The following is a 19,531-nucleotide window of genomic DNA, read 5'->3' as shown; positions in this document are numbered from 1 at the left end:
ATACCTTATTTAAACAGTTTCTGCACAAACTCAGCATATGCGGGACGCCAGACATCCATTTCGTGTCCCAGGCCGGGATACTCTTTATAGCTAAACGTGATGCCTTTTTGCTCCAGTTCTTTTTTAAGCCCGGCAATATCCTTCCCGGTGACCGCATCTTTTTCGCCGACCACTACCGTGAAGTTATGCAACTGCTTATTCACTTCCTGCGGCTTATTGAGCTGCGCTGTCACGCCGGCATCCGGTACAGTGGCAGTCGTGACGCCACTGAATGTCGCCAGCCAGCCGAAGCTGTCCAGATGGTTCATCCCGGAAACGAGTGCCTGAAAGCCCCCTTGTGAGAGCCCGGCCAGCGCACGTCCGCCAGCATCTTTGCGCACATTAAAGCGGGCATCGACCAGCGGAATGATGTCGTACATCAGTTCGCGGTCTGCCGCTTTGGCATTAAGCGGATAGAACATTTTGCGACGATCTTTTGGCGGATAATTTTCGGGAATCGCCTGCAGAATGTCCGTTTCCGTATCCGGCACCACCACCAGCATTGGTTTGATTTTCCCTTCGGCCAACAGGTTATCCATTATCTGCGGTAACCGCCCTTGATCAATGGCGGAAAGGCCGGTATCGCCAAAGCCATGGTAGAAATAGAGCACCGGCAGCGGCTCGCCTTTACCGGTGTAACCCGGCGGCGTCCAGATATACATACGGCGCTCCGAACGCAGTTCTTTCGCGTGGTAGGTCACCGTCAACAGATCGCCATGGGGCACAGCGCGATCGTCGAGAATACTGCCCGGCACCAGAATCAGGCTGGTATTGACCTGCCGCTGCGGTTTCTGAAACCGGCTTCCTGTATCCACAGAACGAAAACCATCAACATCAAAGTAATATTCGTAAAGATTCGGAGCCATCGTGGCGCTTTTCCACGACCATATACCGCTCTCATCTTTGCGCATATCATGCGAGACCGAGCTATCCGGGGTAGAACCGGTCACGACCGATACCCGTTTTGCGCCCGGCGCGAAAAGGCGAAAGGTAATACTTTTATCGGCGTTAACCTGGGTCACATACTGGCTCACCGGCATAGATAAGTCCGGGGTTGCCGGAAAAGGCGCGGCAACGGCAGGAAGCGTCGCGCCCGCCAAAAGTGTGCAGATAGCAAACGTCAGCCCGGTGATAGTTGTTTTCATATCCACTCCCTCATTATATTTTCTCGTTAACATAGAACCCGTTAGCGCGCATTCCCACCACGCTTCAACCTGAGCGCCAGCACCCCCGACGTGTTGCCGGTACGTGTATCTGATAAAGGTTACTCACGAAGGCTGGCAGCAAAAGTTGGCGTATTGGCTGGATTTTTAAAACCTCTTTCTCCACGTTTTGCGATATATGTTGCGTAAATCAGGGATTTTTAACCAATTTGAACGAGGTTGAGAGAGATGACGGTTATCTGAACAGCACGCTACGTTTCTGCGCAGTGCGCTTTTCGACATGCTGCAGCGGCGCGCATTTTGAAGGTGAATATTTGCTGCCTTACAGGCGAAACGTGCCCGGCACGTTTCGCAGAAGGTGTGATGGAAATGCGGGTCAACCGCGATGCACCGGTTTAGAGAACCTCAACAACCGCGAACTCTTCTGCAACAAGCTCCATCTTTTCGGCGAAAAATCCCGCCCGGGTAAAAAAGGCTTTATGCTCTTTGCGCCAGTATTCAAGGCTTAAATCGCCCTCGCCCTCTTTTCTGGCAAAGGCTTCCGTCACATCGCAAAAGCGTACCAGGCGCATCGATAGCATTCTGATGACGCATACCGGGGAATTTTGCCCGTTGAGAATAATATGATAACTGCCGATTTTGGGTGCCGGCTCTTCAGCCAGGTACGAGGCAAGCGAGCCGCAGGAGGCTGTTTTCACTCCACTCACCACTAAGCTTGCAAGCGCGTTTGCCATCTCCGGGCTGTCGCCGAATGACCATGCCTGTGCGCCGGGATATGTCGTCTTTAGTTTATCAATACTCTTCATCATGGACCTTTTATCGGCGTAGCTACGCGGCAATTCGCATTTGGGTGAACTGTGCGCGGCCTCACTTCTCATCAATTAACATAACCGGCAGCGCTTTCAATTTTCGATCACTGCTCTTTTTTGCGCACAAGAGACGTAATAATGGCCGTCAATCCGCCGATAAGCGGCATCGGTCCTGCGCCTGCGAGGAAGTTTTCACGATCGATTTGGTTATCACGGCGAATATCCGCAAAGCGGGCAAGCGCGTTTTTTTCACTGGTCGCGCTGACCTCTTCAAACTGTTTCTCGAAGCCCTGTGCCACTAGCTGAGAAGCGGCATCCACTTCCGCGCTTTTCAGCACCACGATTTGCTTACCTTTTTGATAAAAACTGTAATCTGTCATTTCTCACTCCCTCATAGAAAAGATTACCTGACAGGTAATCTATCTGGCTTAAGCGAATTCTGAACTTGTTTTCTGCGTAATCTGTTAAGCCGATAAGAAATACTCTTTTCTTTCATCGTTCCCTACCTATCGGCAATGACCATTCGCGTTTTTCTTTTCTGACGCCAGTTTCTTTTTTCAGCAGTCGACATGGCGATACCCGCGTTAAGATTTAGCTTAAACAACGAATAGTGATCGTTCCCCGTCAATAAGCAGAACCTGCTCATAACATTTAAAAATGTTTTGCAAATAGCCACTCCATCGTCGCTCCATATTAGCGGCAATATAACTCAATAAATCCTCTGCAGAATGTTCATTGTCCGCAGGAGGAAAAATGAACAAATTTACTTATTTCATGAAATACACCGAGTACCTTGGTCGGAAACTTTTAACCTGTATGGTTCAGGACCAGCAATTTCATAGCAAAAGATTAAAAAGGCTCTCTGGCAGAACCCCCGATCTGATTAATCCGGTGACGCTAAGCGAGAAAATATGCTACCGAATGATACATGACCATAACCCCCTTTACACGCGACTGGCAGATAAACTGGCGGTGCGCGATTACGTTTCTGCGCGTACACAAAGAGTACAGTTACCCACATTGCTTTGCGTCTATAAAAACGTGCAAAGCATCGATTTCAGCCAATTACCGGACAAATTTGTGTTGAAGTGTAATCACGATAGCGGTAGCGCAGTAATATGCACGGATAAGGATAAACTCAATATTCCACGCGCGTTACAGAAGCTTGATTTTGCCCTGCGCAAAAATATGTATTACACCACCCGTGAATGGCAGTATAAAAACATCAAACCGGTTATATTGTGCGAGAAATACATTGATTTATTTTCAGCACGAGACAAAAGCCGAACACCTGAAATGCTGAGGATACATTGTTTTCATGGCATCGCGGGTTTTATCGAAGCAGATGTTACCGATGATTCCGGTAATGGTTTCATTAATGTCTACAATCGCTGCTGGCAATTGCAGCCCTTTCAGATGGAATATCCCAATACTCCCGGAGCGATCCCCGAACCGGAATTATTGCATAAGGCGATAACCGCTGCGCAGGAGCTATCCACCGGGATCGATTATTGTCGAATTGATCTTATGCTCCAGCGCGATGTGATTTATTTCAGTGAAATCACCCTCAGTCCCCGGCGCGGCAAGTTGGAAATCTCACCGCCAGAGTGGGATACCCGGCTGGGTGAGATGTGGAAAATGACCGCGATACAAAGCAACCAGCCGTTGCGCACGCAGAAAGCGTGATCAGTGTTTTTTCCGTAAGGGCCATGAGAGTTTAAAAATGGAATGGCCCTCATCGGTTAACGCGTAGGTTACATCGCCCTGATGAGCAAGCATGATGGCTTTCAACACCGATAATCCCAACCCACAGCCACCCGGATTGGTGTCCCTTGCGCTGGCGCCGCGCTGAAAAGGGTGAAACATAAATTTGTGAAATTCTTCTGGGATCCCTGGCCCCCTATCTTCAACGACAATAAAGTTCTCTTGTTCATTGGCGCCGTGGCTGACCATCATGCTTTTAGAGGTGGCGTATTTTATCGCGTTATCGAAAAGGACAGTCAGGCACTGAATAATCCGCAGCGGATCGCACTGACATTGCTGGGGATGTAATTCGGTCGCGATGGTAAAATGGCTGCGTTTAAATTCCAGCGCAAAGGAATCCACCGCGCTCTGAATGATCTCCTGCAAATCAACATCCACAAGCGTTAACGTAAATTCGGCACCGCCGGATGAACTCACCACCCGAAGATCTTCTATCAGGCTGGATAAACCCTCTGTTTGCTTAAGAAGATTATTAAACAAGGTCGGATTTGGCTCGAACACGCCATCAACCAGCCCCTGTAAGCGGCCTCGTAGAATGGTAACCGGCGTGCGAAGCTCATGGGCAATGGCGGCATTCCAGGATTTACGCTGTGCATCCATCGTCTGTAGTTTTTCAGCCATCTCATTGAAATCGTTGACAAGATTATTAAGTTCGCCCAGATGCGAGCTGGCGCAAAACGCCCGCGCACCCAGATCACCCTGGGCTATCCTGCGCAGGCTGGTCGCCACAGAGCTTAGCGGGGTCAAAATTCTTGCCGACAGCTTTACGGTAAAAAAAAGCGAGAGGGATAAGCTTATTAAAGAGGCAATCAGGATCCATAACCAGTCAAGATAGGTCATCTGATCCTCATTCCCGGCCATTGCCCCGCCGGGAATGTAATAAATGACGAAGGTATAAAACAGATAGGAGCCAATAACAGAGACAGCAATAACCGTCAGCGTCAGCAAGATCATAAACGCCAGTACCTGGCGGCTTAACGGATGACCTCTGTTCATTTGTTTTCACCTAATCGGTAACCCATGCCACGAATACTTTCCGGAACTCCTTTTAACCCGCAGTTTTCCAGCTTTTTGCGCAGCTTACTCATATGACTGTCAACCGTGCGGTCAAGCGTATCGCCTTCTGGCAGGCAGGCATTGAGCAACTCTTCACGCGAGCAGACTTTGCGCGGGTTACGCGCCAGGTAGGCCAGCAGTTTGAATTCTGTCGTTGTGAGCAAGGGAGAGATAACGTCGCCACAACCATTGATCTCCACATAAAAGTCTTCTGGATAAACCGTTAAACAGGATGTCCGGATAGGCTTATTGTAGAGTTGTTCGTGACTGGCTTTTGCCCTGCGCAGCACGGCTTCGATACGCGCAACAACCTCTGTAGGGTTAAAAGGTTTAACGACATAATCATCCGCACCAAGCCGCAGCCCCATCAGTTTGTCGATGTCCTGGTCCAGTGCCGTGACCATGATGACCGGAATATTGCTCTCTTTTCTCAGTGTGGAAAGGACAGCCCAGCCATCGAACACGGGCAGTTGTATATCCAATAACACCAAATCGGGCTTTTTCAGCCGGCAGGTATCTATTGCCTGCTCACCGTCCGCCGCGCGCAGGGTGCGCATTCCTGAACGCTGAATATAACTGGTCAGAATATCCGCTATTTCATCATCGTCTTCAGCAACAAGAATAAGATAGTTATCGTTCATGATTTCTCCACTCACTACTGATATTGCAGGCATTGTGTGACCTGGCTTGCGCTGAAGCAAACACCGGTGCTGTCGTATTCACATCCGGTTCGGTTAATGTACTCATGCAAATGCCGTTTTTCTAAGCTGTTTCTGAAGCCTGCCAGCAGACGCGCAAGTCATCAGCGAACATGAGACCTGCTTGTGCAGCGAAAGTTGCATCCACTTAAAATCGTTGGCGTCTCATTTTTCCTCAATGTCTGACAGCAACATCCGCAAGCGAATATTTACCAGGCAGACATACACACTCGCTCCACACTCGGGTAATCAATTTTCCACAGTCCTGGATAACAATAGAAAGTAAGCCATATAAAATAACGCGCTACCGGAAAAAAGATGACATTCACTAACACGGTAAAATAGATCGTGTGGTGTCATTGTATTACCGGCAAAGCCCTCTCTCGGAGTAGAAGTAGCAATGAAACACTTACGGAAACTCACCGTTGAAAAAATCAGTTCATTGATGATATTTTCTTTATGGTTATGGGGAATGTTCTATCTATGGCTTATTTTGATGCACAACGTTGAGGAAAAAGTAGGCGCGACGCTACTTTCATCGCCGTTTATCTATGCCATGTTAATCGCTTCTTTTTTATTGTTTTTGATACAAGAAAAAGCCGGCGTACTGAAAGAACTGGCTATCGTAACACTCTTTTTGGTGATCATTTTTTTTCATCTTATTCTGATTTTTAACATTCTCTTACTTAGGCTTCCGGACATTTATGACTTCAGCTTTTACTATGAGTGTTTTTTGATTATTTTCCTCGGTGTCACACCTATGTATCTGTTATTGAGGATCCTCTGAATCTCGTTGAATATGAAGCGGTGAGCTTTGGCGATGGGAATAGTGACAGGCCGCCAGAAAAACCGGCCAATTTACATCTCAGGGAAATTAACCGACTCCATATTGCCTCCATAAAACATTCATTCTACGTAAACATCAAAACGATAGACTGCATAAACGCAGTGTAATCCAGGCGCATATCTTAATCGGCTCGTAATGAAAGCACATCGATGATTAAGCATAAAGGTAAGCCAGGATTCTTCATCCATACCGGGCAGATAATTTTTTATAATGACGTCGATAAATAAAAACCCACCGTCCTCTACTGAAAATGTGAAAAGGACATTAAAACACCTGGCCGTAAAAAACTGGAAAAAACTCTCTATTACGTTTTTCCTGGTTATTGCGGAAAATGTGACTTATTTATTGTATCCCGTGCTGGCGGGCATCGCTATCAACTCGATTCTGGCGGGAGATGCCCTCACGGCAGCACTTTATGGATTAATGATTCTTTTTATCTGGGTCCTCGGCGCAACCCGGCGCAGTATCGATACGCGTACGTTTGCGCGCATTTATGCTGGTCTGGCCGTATCGGTTATTATTGCTCAGCGTAAATATCAGCTTAATCATTCAACCATCGCCGCACGAGTAGTGTTATCCCGTGAATTCGTTGATTTTTTTGAGATGCATCTGCCGATGCTGATGACCTCGATTATTTCCCTTTTCGGCGCCGCCATTATGCTGCTCATTATTGAGTTTCACGCCGGGGTGATGTGTGTGGTTATCGTCATTATTCTGTCGTGCTTTCTCAAGGGTTACACGCGCAAAAATGAGTTGCTGTTTAACCGACTGAATAACCGGCTGGAGAAGGAAGTGGACTATGTTCACAAAGCCTCCACGCTTTCGCTTAATCGTCATTATTCATCCCTCGCCCGTTTGCGTATCTGCCTTTCCGATCGTGAAGCACTGGGATACCTTGCAATCGGTGCCCTGATCGCCCTGCTATTTACCTTGACCATTATCTTGATGACAACAACCCAGGGTGTGAATGCCGGGCATATTTATTCGGTAATGACGTACATGTGGATGTTTGCCACCAGCCTTGATGATGCACCGCAGCTTCTTGAGAAGTTTTCACAACTTAAAGACATTGGTAAACGCGTCAAGACCGATGATGTCGATAGCGGGACATTATCACCGCAACAGAAATCTTGATTTTAATTATCTCGCCTTAATGTTCGGAAATTAATTCATGCCACAGTTTTTTATTGACCGGCCTATATTTGCCTGGGTTGTTGCACTGTTCATTATATTAAGTGGAGGTTTATCCATACCGCATCTTCCGGTCGCGCAATACCCGGCGGTCGCCCCACCGAGTATTATTATTTCGGTCACTTTTCCTGGCGCGACGCCAGACATGATGAATACGTCCGTGGTTTCACTCCTCGAGCGAGAAATCTCGGGTGTGGACAATTTGCTCTATTTCGAGTCCACCAGCGACACGACAGGGATGGCGTCTATCACGGTGACCTTTAAACCCGGAACGGACAGCAAACTCGCCCAGATGGATTTGCAAAATAAAATCAAAACGGTGGAACCGCGCCTGCCACAAGCGGTGAGACAAAACGGTGTCAGCGTTGAAGCGGCCGAGTCTGGTTTTCTGATGATGGTCGGTCTGAAATCCATCACGGGAGCCTATCAGGAAGCGGATCTGAGTGATTATTTCGCCCGAAATGTTAGCGATGAGCTTCGCCGCGTGCCGGGTGTGGGTAAGGTTCAGTTATTCGGGGGTGAAAAAGCCATGCGCATCTGGCTTGACCCGGTAAAAATGCACCATTACCAGCTTTCAGCCAGTGACGTAACCAGCGCGATTAGCCAACAGAATGTGCTGGTATCACCCGGAAGATCGGGAGACGAACCGGCGCTGCCAGGGCAGGACGTCACTTATCCATTAACCGTTAAAGGGCAACTCACCTCGGTTGAGGAATTTAAAAATATCACGCTCAAAGCGACCACGGACGGCGCGCGTCTGACGCTCGGCGATATTGCGCGCGTGGAATCAGGGTTACAGAGTTACACCTACGGCATCCGGGAAAATGGCGTTCCGGCGACGGCAGCAGCGATTCAGCTTTCGCCAGGCGCGAATGCGATTAGCACCGCCGCCGGAATTCACCAGCGGCTGGACGAACTGAGCACAGCGCTTCCACAGGGAATGGGGTTTACCGTTCCGTTCGACACCGCCCCTTTTGTCAAAGTGTCGATCATGAAAGTGGTACAAACGTTAGCCGAAGCAATGGTGCTGGTTTTTCTGGTAATGCTGATTTTTCTGCACAACATTCGGTGCACGCTTATCCCGACCATTGTTGTTCCGGTGGCGCTTCTCGGGACATTTACCGTGATGCTATTAAGCGGGTATTCAATCAACATTCTGACCATGTTTGGCATGGTGTTAGCGATTGGCATCATCGTCGATGACGCGATCGTCGTCGTCGAGAATGTTGAGCGGCTGATGGCAGAAAAAGGCCTTTCTTCACGCGATGCGACCCGTGAAGCGATGCAGGAAATCACACCGGCGATTATTGGCATCACGCTGGTGCTCACCGCCGTGTTTATCCCGATGGCCTTTGCCAGTGGTTCGGTCGGGGTGATTTACCGCCAGTTCACGGTTTCCATGGCGGTATCCATCCTGCTCTCCGCTTTTTTAGCCTTAACGCTCACGCCCGCGCTCTGCGCCTCTTTGTTGAAACCGCATAAAAAGTCTTCACCGGGCAAATTCGCCGCCGGGTTTAACCGTCATTTTCATACGTTGTCTTCACGTTATGCGTCGGGTTTGGGGTATGTCGTAAAGCGAACCGGGCGAATGATGCTGCTCTATACCGCGCTGTGTGCGGCCCTGCTGATGGGGTTAATCACGCTGCCGTCCTCTTTTTTACCCGAAGAGGATCAGGGATATTTTATGTCCTCCATTCAGCTCCCTTCCGAAGCCACCATGCAGCGCACTCTCGCGGTGGTGAAACGCTATGAAGATGAGGTCGCAGCCCGGCAAGCCATTGAAAGCAATATTATGATCTTAGGTTTCGGTTTTTCTGGCTCGGGACAAAACTCCGCGCTGGCCTTTACGACATTAAAAGACTGGCCATCTCGCAAGGGCATTGCAGCCCAGGATGAAGCCGATCTCATCCAGTCGAAAATGCAATCCGTACCCGACGCGGTAACCATGAGTCTGCTACCACCAGCCATCTCCGATATGGGCACCTCTTCCGGGTTCACATTTTATGTTGAAGACCGTGCGGGTAAAGGGTATCAGGCGCTGAAACAGGTCGCAGACAAGCTGGTTTTACAGGCAAACAAGAGTGCAAACCTTTCGGACGTGTACATCGACGGATTACCCGAGGGCGCTTCTATTTCCCTGAATATTGACCGGGAAAAAGCGGAAGCGTTAGGTGTATCGTTTGAAGAGATCAATCAGGCCATTTCTGTAACCTCGGGTTCAAACTATGTCAATGACTACACCAATGCTGGCCGTGTCCAGCAGGTGATTGTGCAGGCCGATGCGGCCTACAGAATGCAGCCTGAAACACTGTTAAAAATATCCGTAAAAAACAGACAGGGGGAAATGGTGCCGCTTTCTGCTGTTGTTACCTCGTCATGGCGGCAGGCACCCCAGCAACTCAATCGTTATCAAGGATATCCGGCTATCCGCATCACCGGTAGCGCCGCTCAGGGCCACGCCAGTGGTGATGCGATGAAAACCATGGAGCAGTTGGCAAAGGCATTACCGCCAGGGTTTACCGGTGAGTGGGCTGGCAGTTCATTGCAGGAAAAGGCCTCAGCTTCCCAGTTGCCGGGGTTAATCATGCTTTCTGTGCTGGTGGTATTTTTGGTGCTGGCGGCGCTTTATGAAAGCTGGTCAATTCCATTTTCTGTGATACTGGCCGTACCGTTGGGGCTTATCGGCGCGCTTATTGCCGTTAGCGCCGCGAATATGACTAACGATGTATTTTTCAAAGTTGGGTTGATTACTCTGATTGGTCTTTCAGCCAAAAACGCCATTTTGATTGTCGAATTTGCCCGTCAGCTACGCGGCCAGGGCATGAGCACGCTGGAAGCAACGTTACTGGCGGCCAGACAACGGCTTCGTCCGATTTTGATGACCTCGCTTGCATTCACGCTGGGCGTTGTTCCTCTGATACTCGCCAGCGGAGCCAGCGCCAGCACGCAGAATGCGATTGGCATAGGGGTTTTCGGGGGCATGATCAGCGGCACGTTGTTCGCGGTGTTCTTCGTGCCGGTATTTTTTATCGCGGTAACAGCATTTTTTGACAGGCGTTTGAGCTTGTTAAAGGGACGAAAGAGTAACGTATAAACAGAATCCAGTAAGTGCTTGTTTAAAAGCCCCAGTAAGGGGCTAAACACGCGTGGGTTATGGTGCCGGGGGAACAGGCGGCGCGGGTGCCAGTTCCCTCACCTCCAGCCGGACTTCATAACGCTTCCCAGTTTCCAGCGCCGGAAGATTTTTAACCACAGTGTTTAACGCATCGACCGGCGTGGTGGTTTGCTGAACGACGCCATACACAAGAGGTGCAGGCCCCATCATGGGCGGGCTATCTCTTTGTAAAGGCGGTGGTTTTACATCCCCGTCTGTTGCAGCAATAACAGGAAAGGTACAGACCATAAAGGCAGTGGCAATGAATGTCTTCGTTAATCTTCTCATGCTGTTCTCCGCGTTTGTGGTTAAAAAACGTCACCAGAGGGAAGATAGCCCACCAACAAGAAGGGAATGTGAACGAGTTTCGCACGAAAGGAAAATTGCCAGACAACACCGCGACGTAATTGCCAAAAGCGGCTTCGTGACGGGCGTTTAGTCTGGTCGTCACGCACTTTACCCGGCAGCAGTACCTGTTGCTCTGCCATCATGTCGGTTTTTATTCAATCATCTTCACATGAGATTGGCTGTTGTTATTCCAGGAAAAAAGCACCAAGTGCCAGAGCCCAGGCGCTTTACGAGACGGGTCAATTAAACCGTTTACCCCAAGTGATTCCAGACGATTACGCACAGCCCATGAGGGAGGAACACCGCCCTCCTTTACCATTTCCTGCCATGGCGCAATCGCATCGTGAAGGTTAATGCCCGCAGCCAGCACGGCATCTGCATTCCTGAGATCAAAAATTTTATTCGCAATGACCCTGACTTCAACAATTTCAAGGCTAACGCGCCTGTTGCCACGATGGGAACGCATAGCTGCCTCTACGCCTGCAGGCGATGAGCTCAGATAGAGCGTCGGTTGATTGCTGTTTGAATAGCGGCCTGGCCCCCTGGAGCCGGATAAAGCAACGTTCCGGTAAGCCGGGTCAATTGCCCGGTAGAAAACCCCATCGACATCTGTGAGATAATTGGTCAGATCCATAAAACCCCTAAAATCGTTTCTGCGGACTTGAATATCCTACAGTAGCTGACCACGACCATACTCTTCTTGTGAGTCCCGGCCAGAATGACCGGGATGTGCATGGCGTCAAATTTGGCCTGCGTACAGCACGCCTCTTCCTGCGCAAAGGATAAACTTGATGCTGCTCAATATGTAGTCTGATCCGCGTTGCCAGGCAAACAAGCGAGGCGTATCACGGTTGGTGGCACTTTTGCCATTCTTTGGGGACGGAAACATGGCTGACAGAAGACCACTTAATCCAGACGTAGTCGTACCTAAACCTGGTGGTGGCAAACAACCTCGCGATCGCAACAATGACGGAAGGGTTCGTGAGAAACGCTCGGACGCCGGTAAACCGAGGAAATGACGAGCAGGGCCACCTTGAGGTGGCCTTTTTGTTGTACTTCGCTAAGCGCAATGGGGAACGCAGTTTTGCTCAAACTCTGCGAAATAACAGGCTTAAGAAAGTACCTACAGACAAGCCAAACTGACAGACATTCAGCCATCCGGGTGTGTAACTGGTTAAAATAAAAAAACATAAAGGTTGCCAAACCCATTTTGCTATGTCTTAATAGCGTCATCGGTTTGGAATACAGACCTTATGAAAGCAGTTTTAGTAAAGCAGTCCTCAGTTCAAGAGTTATCCAAAGATACCCTTCTTCATGAGCCTCCTCCTAAGTGCCAAATAAGTCACTCTATCATTACAGGCCATTATCGCCGCGCTTAGTGGCTCGTTAATTAAGGAAATATCTATGTCTAATAAAATGACTGGTTTAGTAAAATGGTTCAACTCTGATAAAGGTTTTGGCTTTATCACTCCGGACGACGGCAGCAAAGATGTGTTTGTACACTTCTCTGCAATCCAGAGCGACAACTACAAAACACTGGATGAAGGTCAGAAAGTTTCCTTCACCATCGAAAGTGGCGCTAAAGGCCCTGCAGCTGGCAACGTTACAGCGCTGTAAGCCGCGCTAATTATCAGCGATGCTTACAAACGCGATGAAGGCACCCGCCTGAGCAGTTAAGCGCGACTGATAATAAAATAAACCCGCCTGGTGCGGGTTTTTTATTGCCTTCGTTTCGGCTCCATTGACAACATTGCTGGAAAACACGGGTAGCCCACTCCAGTTTTGGCAGGCCAGGGGCACCAGAAAAGCGGCATTAAGAAATATCCCATCAGGGCAATATGTATTGAAACCCCACCGACTATAATTTTTTGCTATCGCCAAAGAGCATAGTGCACTAATTAGATGCCTGGCTGATCGGCAATTTCACAATCCCTACTGTGAGAATGGCAACGCATATAATATATTCCATCATGCGGGCAAGTGGAGATCAAAAATATTTGCCGGATCATGATTACCACGGTAATAGAATAAGCACGCACTTATCCCCTCACATCCATAACGCAATGTTCTTCATTTATTTAAAATATATCCCCCATCTGTAATTTTTTTCTTTTTTCATTAAAAAAAATGCGGCAATTGTCGATAAGTAATTTGATAAGCCATCTCTCCAGCGTCCTCTTAAGAAGTGAAGACACCTGCAACCTGATAAGAAGTGAAAATGAAACCGTCTTTTGAATATTAAGAATTATTATTGAGGATACCTCTATGCCAAAGCTGTTACCGTCAATAAAAAACCTGCCTGTCGCTGCCAAGCTGTTTGGTGGATTTGCAGTTTTGATAATTATTATTGTTCTGTCCTCACTTATCAGCATTCAGCAATCAAGCAATATCCGCGACCACGCACTAAAAGGAAAATTAATCAATGAAATCAGTACCGAACTGAATACCGCACGACGTAACCGTTTGACGTACCAATTAAACCACGATGAAAAATCCCTTGAGGCGAACAAAGCCGCCATTGAAAAAATGGACCAGAAAGCGATTACTGGCCTGGACTTCACCTGGGACAACGATGCCCGCGTGTTGTTTGATGAACTACGCAGCACGATTCCTGATTATGCAAACCAGCGTGACACTTTCGTTAAGCTGGAAAAAGTGACCCTTGAGCAGTCACAGCAACTGACCTCCTCCGATCTGAAAACCCTGCTTGATCAGTTCAATACTCGCCTCGAACAGCAGGAAAACACATCAAAGAGTGAGATATCACTCCTTAATCTCCTGCATAACATTTGGGTAACGGCGTATGAAATCCAGTCATCCGCCGGTAAGCGGGGCATGGATATTTTTGCCCGCCAATTTGATGACGCCACAAAAACCCTCCATTCAGAAAACGTGACATTTACTGCTGAAGACAAAGAGATGGCGCAGGCATTCCTCAACGCAATGCAGGGAAATGTCGTGGCGTATGCGGCTGCATTGAAAGAATCTCAGAAGGCGGCGACAGAATTGACCGCTGTGGCAGAGAAAATTAATACCGTTACCTCGGATTTGGTTGTCAGCCAGACACAGAAAAATATCGATATCATTCAGAGGGTAATGATAATTATGGGCGTGGTCGCCCTCTGTGCTGTGCTGACAGGATTACTGGTCGCCTGGCTGCTTACGCGGCAGATGACTCGCCAGATCAAACACAATCTGACACTGGCAGAACGTATTGCCGAAGGCGACCTGACCGCAACCATTGAGCCTCAATCGAAAGATGAACTGGGCCGTCTGACGCTGGCGATGGGCGTGATGAACGATAAACTTCGTGAAATGATCACCCAAATAAAAGAGTCGGTCGTGCATGTTGCCAATGCCTCCTCAGACATTTCAGCTGGCAATATTGATCTGGCTTCCCGCACAGAAGAGCAGTCTGCCGCGGTAGTTGAAACGGCAGCCAGTATGGAAGAGTTGACCTCGACGGTTAAGCGCAATGCCGATAATGCGCGCGAAGCCAGCCAGCTCGCCGGGATGGCGGCAGAACATGCGCGCTCGGGTGGGAAAATTGTCTGGGATGTCGTCAGCACAATGGAAACGATCACCGAAAGCTCAAATAAGATCACGGATATTATCAGCGTAATAAATGGTATCTCTTTCCAGACCAATATCCTTGCGCTTAACGCGGCCGTTGAGGCGGCACGTGCAGGTGAACAGGGTCGCGGTTTCGCCGTAGTAGCCGGAGAAGTGAGAAGCCTGGCGCAGCGCAGTGCCCAGGCCGCTAAAGAGATCGAAGGTCTGATAAAAGAGTCCGTGCAGCGTGTGGTGACGGGTTCAGAAATGGCCAATAAAGCCGGGACGACCATGGAGCAGATTGTCTCATCTGTCACGAATGTGAGTGGCATCATGAATGAAATCTCAAGCGCTTCGGAAGAGCAAAGCAGAGGTATCGATCAAATTGGTAAAGCAGTCACCGAGCTGGATTCAACGACACAACAGAACGCCGCGCTGGTTCAGGAGTCGTCTGCGGCTTCCTTATCACTGGAACAGCAGGCTGAACAGCTTACGCAACTGGTTTCCGTGTTCAAACTGCAATCTGGCACTGCTAAGCCAAAACACACATTAGCGGCGAATCACCGCAAGGCGGATCTGAAACCAGCAACCTCGACAGGTCACAGTGCTGACTGGGAATCGTTCTGACATTAACCCTATCCAACGTGCCCTCCTGATGAAGAGGGCACGGATAGCGGCACAGGGCGTTTATCATAAACAGGTGGCGGCTTACAGTGGCTGCCTATTTCATGTCTGACAGATAGGGTTCGACGATGGAGACCTTTTGATTGTCAAAATCAATGGCGAGTGTTGCACCAAGGGGCAATGTCAGCATCGGATGCGTGTGACAACAATCGAAACCATCAACGATCGGAACGATTTCATCATCTAATACTTCACGTAATACATCGTAAGGCGTCCGCCCGCTTCCCGCGTTATCAAACAACTCATGTTTGCCAAGCAGAATCGCACAAACTTTTTTAAACACACCATTAAGTTTCAGCATGGCAAATGAACGTTCAACAGTTGCAATGTCTTTTAAGCTATCTTCAATAAACAGAATGTCACCGGATCGTATTTCAGGCATCCATTCGCTGCCCCAGATACCTGATAACGTATTAAGATTGCCGCCAATAACTCGCCCTTTTTGTAATCCCTGCCCGATAAACCGACAGTTATTAGCATAAAGTGTTTTAGAACGTACTGGTTCTATATCATCCCAGTTAAGCCGTTCATCAGTCCATTTTTCCGGCAAAACATAGTCGTGGTGACCGTTATTCTGTCCGCAAAGTATTTCAATAAAAGCGTGATATGTAGCGTTAACCAGAGGCGGAAATTCACCGAATGAAGCAACCAATGCCGGGCCATAAAAGGTAATTAATCCTGTTTGCGCATAAATTCCGGCAAGCAAAGCGGTGGTATCTGAATAACCAATAATTATTTTAGGGTCTGCTCTCAGGGCATCATAATCAACAAAAGGTAGCAAGGCGTTACTATTATTCCCCCCTATTGTCGACATCACACAGCGGACTTGCGGATCGCGGATAAGCGCATTGAACTCATGCGCTCGCTCAGCAATCGTGCCGGAGCGATAGAAATCAGACTTCCCGGTCAGTTGACCGGCTTTAAGACGAAACCCTTTCTCCTCGAGGAATCGTTTTCCACGGTTAAAACGATTTGGCGCCGTGGTTGTTACCGGCGCTGATGATGAGAAAAAACCAATGGTGTCTCCGACCTGAAGAGGCGGTGCCAGAAGAGGCTTTATGAAGTTAATCATTGGGATCCTTGTCTGTACTTACCTGCCAGCTTGCGGGCAAAGCCTGTTTAGCCGTCTTACTTGCAGCAACGCCTGACGACATGTTATTTACCGGCACAGCACTGATTTTTGCGGGCTGAAGCAAACGTTGCTGGCGTTACTTCTTCTTATTCAGCATCGATTTTAAATCGGCAAACGGGTTATAGGTTGCTGCTCCGACATCTTTTTGCGCGTCTTCCCCCGCCACCACGGTAGTCCCGTACTGATCGGCTTCCGTGTACTTCGAGTGTTCGTGGTCATGACAAAACAGACATAACAACTCCCAGTTGCTGCCATCTTCCGGGTTATTGGTATGGTCGTGATCGATATGGTGAACCGTTAATTCACGTAAATTCGAATAAACAAACTCCCGTGAACAGCGTCCACACACCCACGGATAAATTTTAAGTGCTTTCTCACGATAACCGCTTTCCAGCCGCGCGTAGTTTTTTGGGATCAAAGCCATTGCCAGTGCCACCTGATATAAAAAGATAATTTTCTACTATATCCCAAAATAGAGCAGAAAGAGACGCACTGGCGTAACCCGCTGCGGTGACGTTGCTGGCAAAGCACCGCAGAGAGCCTGATTTTCAAACAGATACACGCGCACGCATTACGCAGGCAGTTTTACGTCGCTTAGGCGAATGCGCGCTGGCAACCGCTCTATTTCGACTGCATGGCGGTTCGACACCCGGCAAACATATCCAGTCCGGGTTGATAAACACTGCTTTGCACAGTGAACAGCCCGAGAATCGAGTGATAGAGATTGTCATGGCTATAGCTGTTGCTATCCGCATTGCTGCGCAGACAGGAAAGACTGAGTCCTGAATGCTGTGCCAACGCGGGCGAAAGCCACATCACCAGCGGGACATGTGTTTGCTGCTCAGGTGCAATAATGTACGGCGTACCGTGCAGGTACATCCCCCGCTCGCCCAAAGACTCGCCGTGGTCGGAAACGTAAATCATCGCCACGTCGCGCTGTGCGGAATAGCCCTGCAATACCGCAATGGTTTTACTCAGCATCCGATCGGTGTAGACCAGCGTATTGTCGTAAGTATTGGTTAGCGCCTCGTTACTGCACTTCTCAATCTGATTGCTATCACAAGTAGGACTGAAGATTTTGGCCTCTATCGGGTAACGTTCAAAGTACGTTGGCCCATGGCTGCCAATTTGGTGCAGCACAATTAATGCGTCCCCCGCCATTGCATCAATGCGCGCAGTAAGCTGATGCAACAGCACCTCGTCATAACAGGTGCCATCTTTATTAACGCAGAGATCGGCAATGTTCTGCGCGGGCATATCATCCGTCGGCACGCGCTCGCAGATACCTTTGCAGCCGCCATTATTATTGTTACGCCACAGGATATGGATGCCGGTGCGTTGCAGAATGTCGAGCAGGTTCTCTTCCGTCGCGGCACGCACGTCGTTGTATTGCGAACGGGTCATGCGCGAAAACATGCACGGCAGCGAAATGGCCGTCGCCGTGCCACAGGATGAGACATGTTTGAAACTGATGATGTCCTCGCGCTGTGACAGCGTTGGGTTGGTCGGGCGAGCATAACCATTAAGCTGGAAGTTCTGCGCCCGCGCGGTTTCCCCGACCACAACAATCACCAGCTTTGACCGCTCGCCCGTCGCCGTACGCGTTGCATCTTCAGCCACAGTTCGTAACGGCTGCGACTTCACGCTGTATTTACGTTTCAGGTAGCCGTTGGTATTGCGGACAACGTTAAACGGCAGCACCTGGTCTTTTAACTGCATATTGTTGCGCAGTAGTGAAGCGTAATCCTTGTAGAAGGCGAGGATCACAGCGGCAAAAAGGGTTAACGTCACCACAATATGGCATAGCCACCAGAACAGGTTTTGTAAGGGACGGCCGATTTTTTTGCCGGGCAGCAACACCATCACCGCCGCAGGCAGCACCCCGAGAAAAAGCAGGGTAAGCACCAGCGGAACAGAAAGGTACGAGGTGAGTTCAGCCTGATTGGTTTCAAAGAAATTCTGTACCATGCTGCGATCGATCAGCACGTTGTAGCGAAGCATAAAATAACTGCAACTGGCGCTAATAACGACCAACGCCACCAGCAGGGGCTTGCGCAAGTACGGCAAAATCATTATCGGTGTCAGCAGCACGTTAAGAAAGCTGAACAGGAAAACCGGCAAGCTGATGAAAAATAGCAAATTGTGCAGACTAGTGATCTCAACTTTGGACCACAGCGTTTGCCACAGCGCAATATTGCCAAAGGTGGTAAAGAACAGAGCGGCGACCCAGGTCAGTTGCACCGGGTTGAACCGAAACGAGGACAGACGTTGAAACATGCGCAATTCTCAATGGGTTAGAAATGTGCGCAGTATCAACGCCCCAGTGTCAGGAAGTTGTTAAGGTAGCCGGCTCCTTTTTCCCAATGCCGGTTTTCTATGACTCGCCTGCTCATTATCGAAGATAACCCTGAGTTGGTGGCCAACCTGTACGAATTCTTTGAGCCGCTGGGCTACGTGCTGGATGACGCGCGTGATGGTGCCACCGGTCTGCGTATGGCCACGCAGAATGACTACGATGCCATCCTGTTGGATCTGATGCTGCCGCGCCTGGACGGTATGACGCTATGCAGCAAACTTCGCCGTGAATATCAAAACCCGGTACCGGTGCTGATGCTGACCGCGCGCGATCCGGTTGATGACCGCGTACAGGGCTTTGCGCTGGGCGCGGACGATTACCTGGTAAAACCCTTTTCACTCAAAGAGCTGGATGCACGTATCCAGGCGCTGGTGCGCCGCGCCCAGGGGCGGCAGGTGCAAGGCACATTAAGTTGGGAAGATCTGCTGGTAGATACCCGCGCACCGCAAGCATGGCGGCAAGGCCAGACCATTAACCTGACGCCCACCACCCATAAATTGCTGCTGAGTTTGATGCGCGCAGCACCCGCTGTCGTCAAAAAGCAGGAGATGGAGTACCTGCTCTGGGGCGACGAGCCACCGGAAAGCGGCGCATTGCGCACACATATTCATGACTTGCGCCAGCGAATTGACAAAAACTTCACATCTGCGCTGATAGAAACGGTACATGGCATCGGTTTACGCCTGCATAAGCCCGGAGAGGCTTGCGCAGAATAATCACCAGGGGCAGAACATCCAC

17 protein-coding genes are annotated in these 19,531 nt (G+C 49.3%); 6 read left to right on the top strand and 11 right to left on the bottom strand.

The window, feature by feature from the left end:
* Window positions 1-5: 5 nt before the first annotated feature.
* The 3 genes from ACFX4O_RS11495 to ACFX4O_RS11485 all read right to left on the bottom strand — a co-directional run bounded on the left by ACFX4O_RS11495 (window position 6) and on the right by ACFX4O_RS11485 (window position 2,391).
* Entirely contained in the window at window positions 6-1,184 is a 1,179-nt protein-coding gene (locus tag ACFX4O_RS11495) for an alpha/beta hydrolase-fold protein (protein WP_380208827.1), read from the bottom strand.
* Window positions 1,185-1,597: 413 nt separating this feature from the next.
* Complete coding sequence (locus ACFX4O_RS11490) at window positions 1,598-2,008, bottom strand: ASCH domain-containing protein (protein ID WP_380208874.1); 411 nt, start codon at window positions 2,006-2,008, stop codon at window positions 1,598-1,600.
* Between the two features lie 107 nt (window positions 2,009-2,115).
* Window positions 2,116-2,391: a hypothetical protein gene (locus ACFX4O_RS11485; protein WP_131409180.1), complete on the bottom strand. Its 276-nt coding sequence runs from the start codon at window positions 2,389-2,391 to the stop codon at window positions 2,116-2,118.
* Between the two features lie 373 nt (window positions 2,392-2,764).
* Here ACFX4O_RS11485 and ACFX4O_RS11480 point away from each other — a divergent pair, with 373 nt between their 5' ends.
* Window positions 2,765-3,697: an ATP-grasp fold amidoligase family protein gene (locus ACFX4O_RS11480; protein ID WP_380208825.1), complete on the top strand. Its 933-nt coding sequence runs from the start codon at window positions 2,765-2,767 to the stop codon at window positions 3,695-3,697.
* Here the strand turns inward: ACFX4O_RS11480 and ACFX4O_RS11475 are convergent, their stop codons facing one another.
* Both ACFX4O_RS11475 and ACFX4O_RS11470 read right to left on the bottom strand, forming a co-directional pair.
* Window positions 3,698-4,771 carry an ATP-binding protein gene (locus tag ACFX4O_RS11475; RefSeq protein ID WP_380208823.1) on the bottom strand — a complete coding sequence of 358 codons (1,074 nt, stop codon included), beginning with the start codon at window positions 4,769-4,771 and terminating at the stop codon, window positions 3,698-3,700.
* Complete coding sequence (locus ACFX4O_RS11470; protein ID WP_380208821.1) at window positions 4,768-5,472, bottom strand: response regulator; 705 nt, start codon at window positions 5,470-5,472, stop codon at window positions 4,768-4,770. Before ACFX4O_RS11470 ends, ACFX4O_RS11475 begins: the two co-directional genes overlap by 4 nt.
* A gap of 1,114 nt (window positions 5,473-6,586) precedes the next feature.
* On the opposite strand from ACFX4O_RS11470, the gene ACFX4O_RS11465 reads away from it, so the two are divergent.
* Both ACFX4O_RS11465 and ACFX4O_RS11460 read left to right on the top strand, forming a co-directional pair.
* On the top strand, window positions 6,587-7,510 hold the full coding sequence (locus tag ACFX4O_RS11465) for an ABC transporter six-transmembrane domain-containing protein (RefSeq protein ID WP_380208819.1): 924 nt from the start codon (window positions 6,587-6,589) through the stop codon (window positions 7,508-7,510).
* Window positions 7,511-7,547: 37 nt separating this feature from the next.
* A complete protein-coding gene (locus ACFX4O_RS11460; protein ID WP_380208817.1) occupies window positions 7,548-10,661 on the top strand; it encodes a multidrug efflux RND transporter permease subunit in 3,114 nt (1,037 codons plus the stop codon).
* A 57-nt stretch (window positions 10,662-10,718) separates the two neighbouring features.
* On the opposite strand, the gene ACFX4O_RS11455 is transcribed toward ACFX4O_RS11460, so the two are convergent.
* Genes ACFX4O_RS11455 through ACFX4O_RS11445 form a run of 3 tightly spaced genes read right to left on the bottom strand, consistent with a single transcriptional unit; the run spans window position 10,719 to window position 11,703 of the window.
* Complete coding sequence (locus ACFX4O_RS11455) at window positions 10,719-11,009, bottom strand: hypothetical protein (protein WP_380208815.1); 291 nt, start codon at window positions 11,007-11,009, stop codon at window positions 10,719-10,721.
* A 20-nt stretch (window positions 11,010-11,029) separates the two neighbouring features.
* Window positions 11,030-11,212 (bottom strand): hypothetical protein, encoded by a 183-nt coding sequence (locus ACFX4O_RS11450; RefSeq protein ID WP_380208813.1) that lies wholly within the window; start codon window positions 11,210-11,212, stop codon window positions 11,030-11,032.
* An 8-nt stretch (window positions 11,213-11,220) separates the two neighbouring features.
* Window positions 11,221-11,703: an RES family NAD+ phosphorylase gene (locus ACFX4O_RS11445; protein ID WP_380208811.1), complete on the bottom strand. Its 483-nt coding sequence runs from the start codon at window positions 11,701-11,703 to the stop codon at window positions 11,221-11,223.
* Window positions 11,704-12,473: 770 nt separating this feature from the next.
* On the opposite strand from ACFX4O_RS11445, the gene cspA reads away from it, so the two are divergent.
* On the top strand, window positions 12,474-12,686 hold the full coding sequence (gene cspA, locus ACFX4O_RS11440; protein ID WP_086874224.1) for an RNA chaperone/antiterminator CspA: 213 nt from the start codon (window positions 12,474-12,476) through the stop codon (window positions 12,684-12,686).
* A 648-nt stretch (window positions 12,687-13,334) separates the two neighbouring features.
* Window positions 13,335-15,248, top strand: coding sequence for a methyl-accepting chemotaxis protein (locus tag ACFX4O_RS11435; RefSeq protein WP_380208809.1), 1,914 nt, complete (start codon window positions 13,335-13,337; stop codon window positions 15,246-15,248).
* A gap of 94 nt (window positions 15,249-15,342) precedes the next feature.
* On the opposite strand, the gene ACFX4O_RS11430 is transcribed toward ACFX4O_RS11435, so the two are convergent.
* The 3 genes from ACFX4O_RS11430 to ACFX4O_RS11420 all read right to left on the bottom strand — a co-directional run bounded on the left by ACFX4O_RS11430 (window position 15,343) and on the right by ACFX4O_RS11420 (window position 18,714).
* The gene (locus ACFX4O_RS11430) at window positions 15,343-16,377 is read right to left on the bottom strand and encodes a S66 peptidase family protein (RefSeq protein ID WP_380208807.1); all 1,035 of its coding nucleotides are present in this window, start codon (window positions 16,375-16,377) and stop codon (window positions 15,343-15,345) included.
* A 136-nt stretch (window positions 16,378-16,513) separates the two neighbouring features.
* The gene (gene yajD, locus ACFX4O_RS11425; RefSeq protein ID WP_013365700.1) at window positions 16,514-16,861 is read right to left on the bottom strand and encodes an HNH nuclease YajD; all 348 of its coding nucleotides are present in this window, start codon (window positions 16,859-16,861) and stop codon (window positions 16,514-16,516) included.
* Window positions 16,862-17,058: 197 nt separating this feature from the next.
* Window positions 17,059-18,714, bottom strand: a complete 1,656-nt coding sequence (locus tag ACFX4O_RS11420; protein ID WP_380208804.1) for a phosphoethanolamine transferase — start codon at window positions 18,712-18,714, stop codon at window positions 17,059-17,061.
* A gap of 99 nt (window positions 18,715-18,813) precedes the next feature.
* Here ACFX4O_RS11420 and ACFX4O_RS11415 point away from each other — a divergent pair, with 99 nt between their 5' ends.
* Window positions 18,814-19,509, top strand: a complete 696-nt coding sequence (locus ACFX4O_RS11415) for a response regulator transcription factor (protein ID WP_131409155.1) — start codon at window positions 18,814-18,816, stop codon at window positions 19,507-19,509.
* Window positions 19,510-19,531 lie beyond the last annotated feature (22 nt).

Origin of the sequence: Kosakonia sp. YIM B13571, from assembly GCF_042788095.1 — a bacterium.
In the GTDB taxonomy this organism is placed as follows: domain Bacteria; phylum Pseudomonadota; class Gammaproteobacteria; order Enterobacterales; family Enterobacteriaceae; genus Kosakonia; species Kosakonia quasisacchari.
Note: the sequence above shows the minus strand (reverse complement) of the source record. Positions and strands in the feature narration are given on the sequence as shown.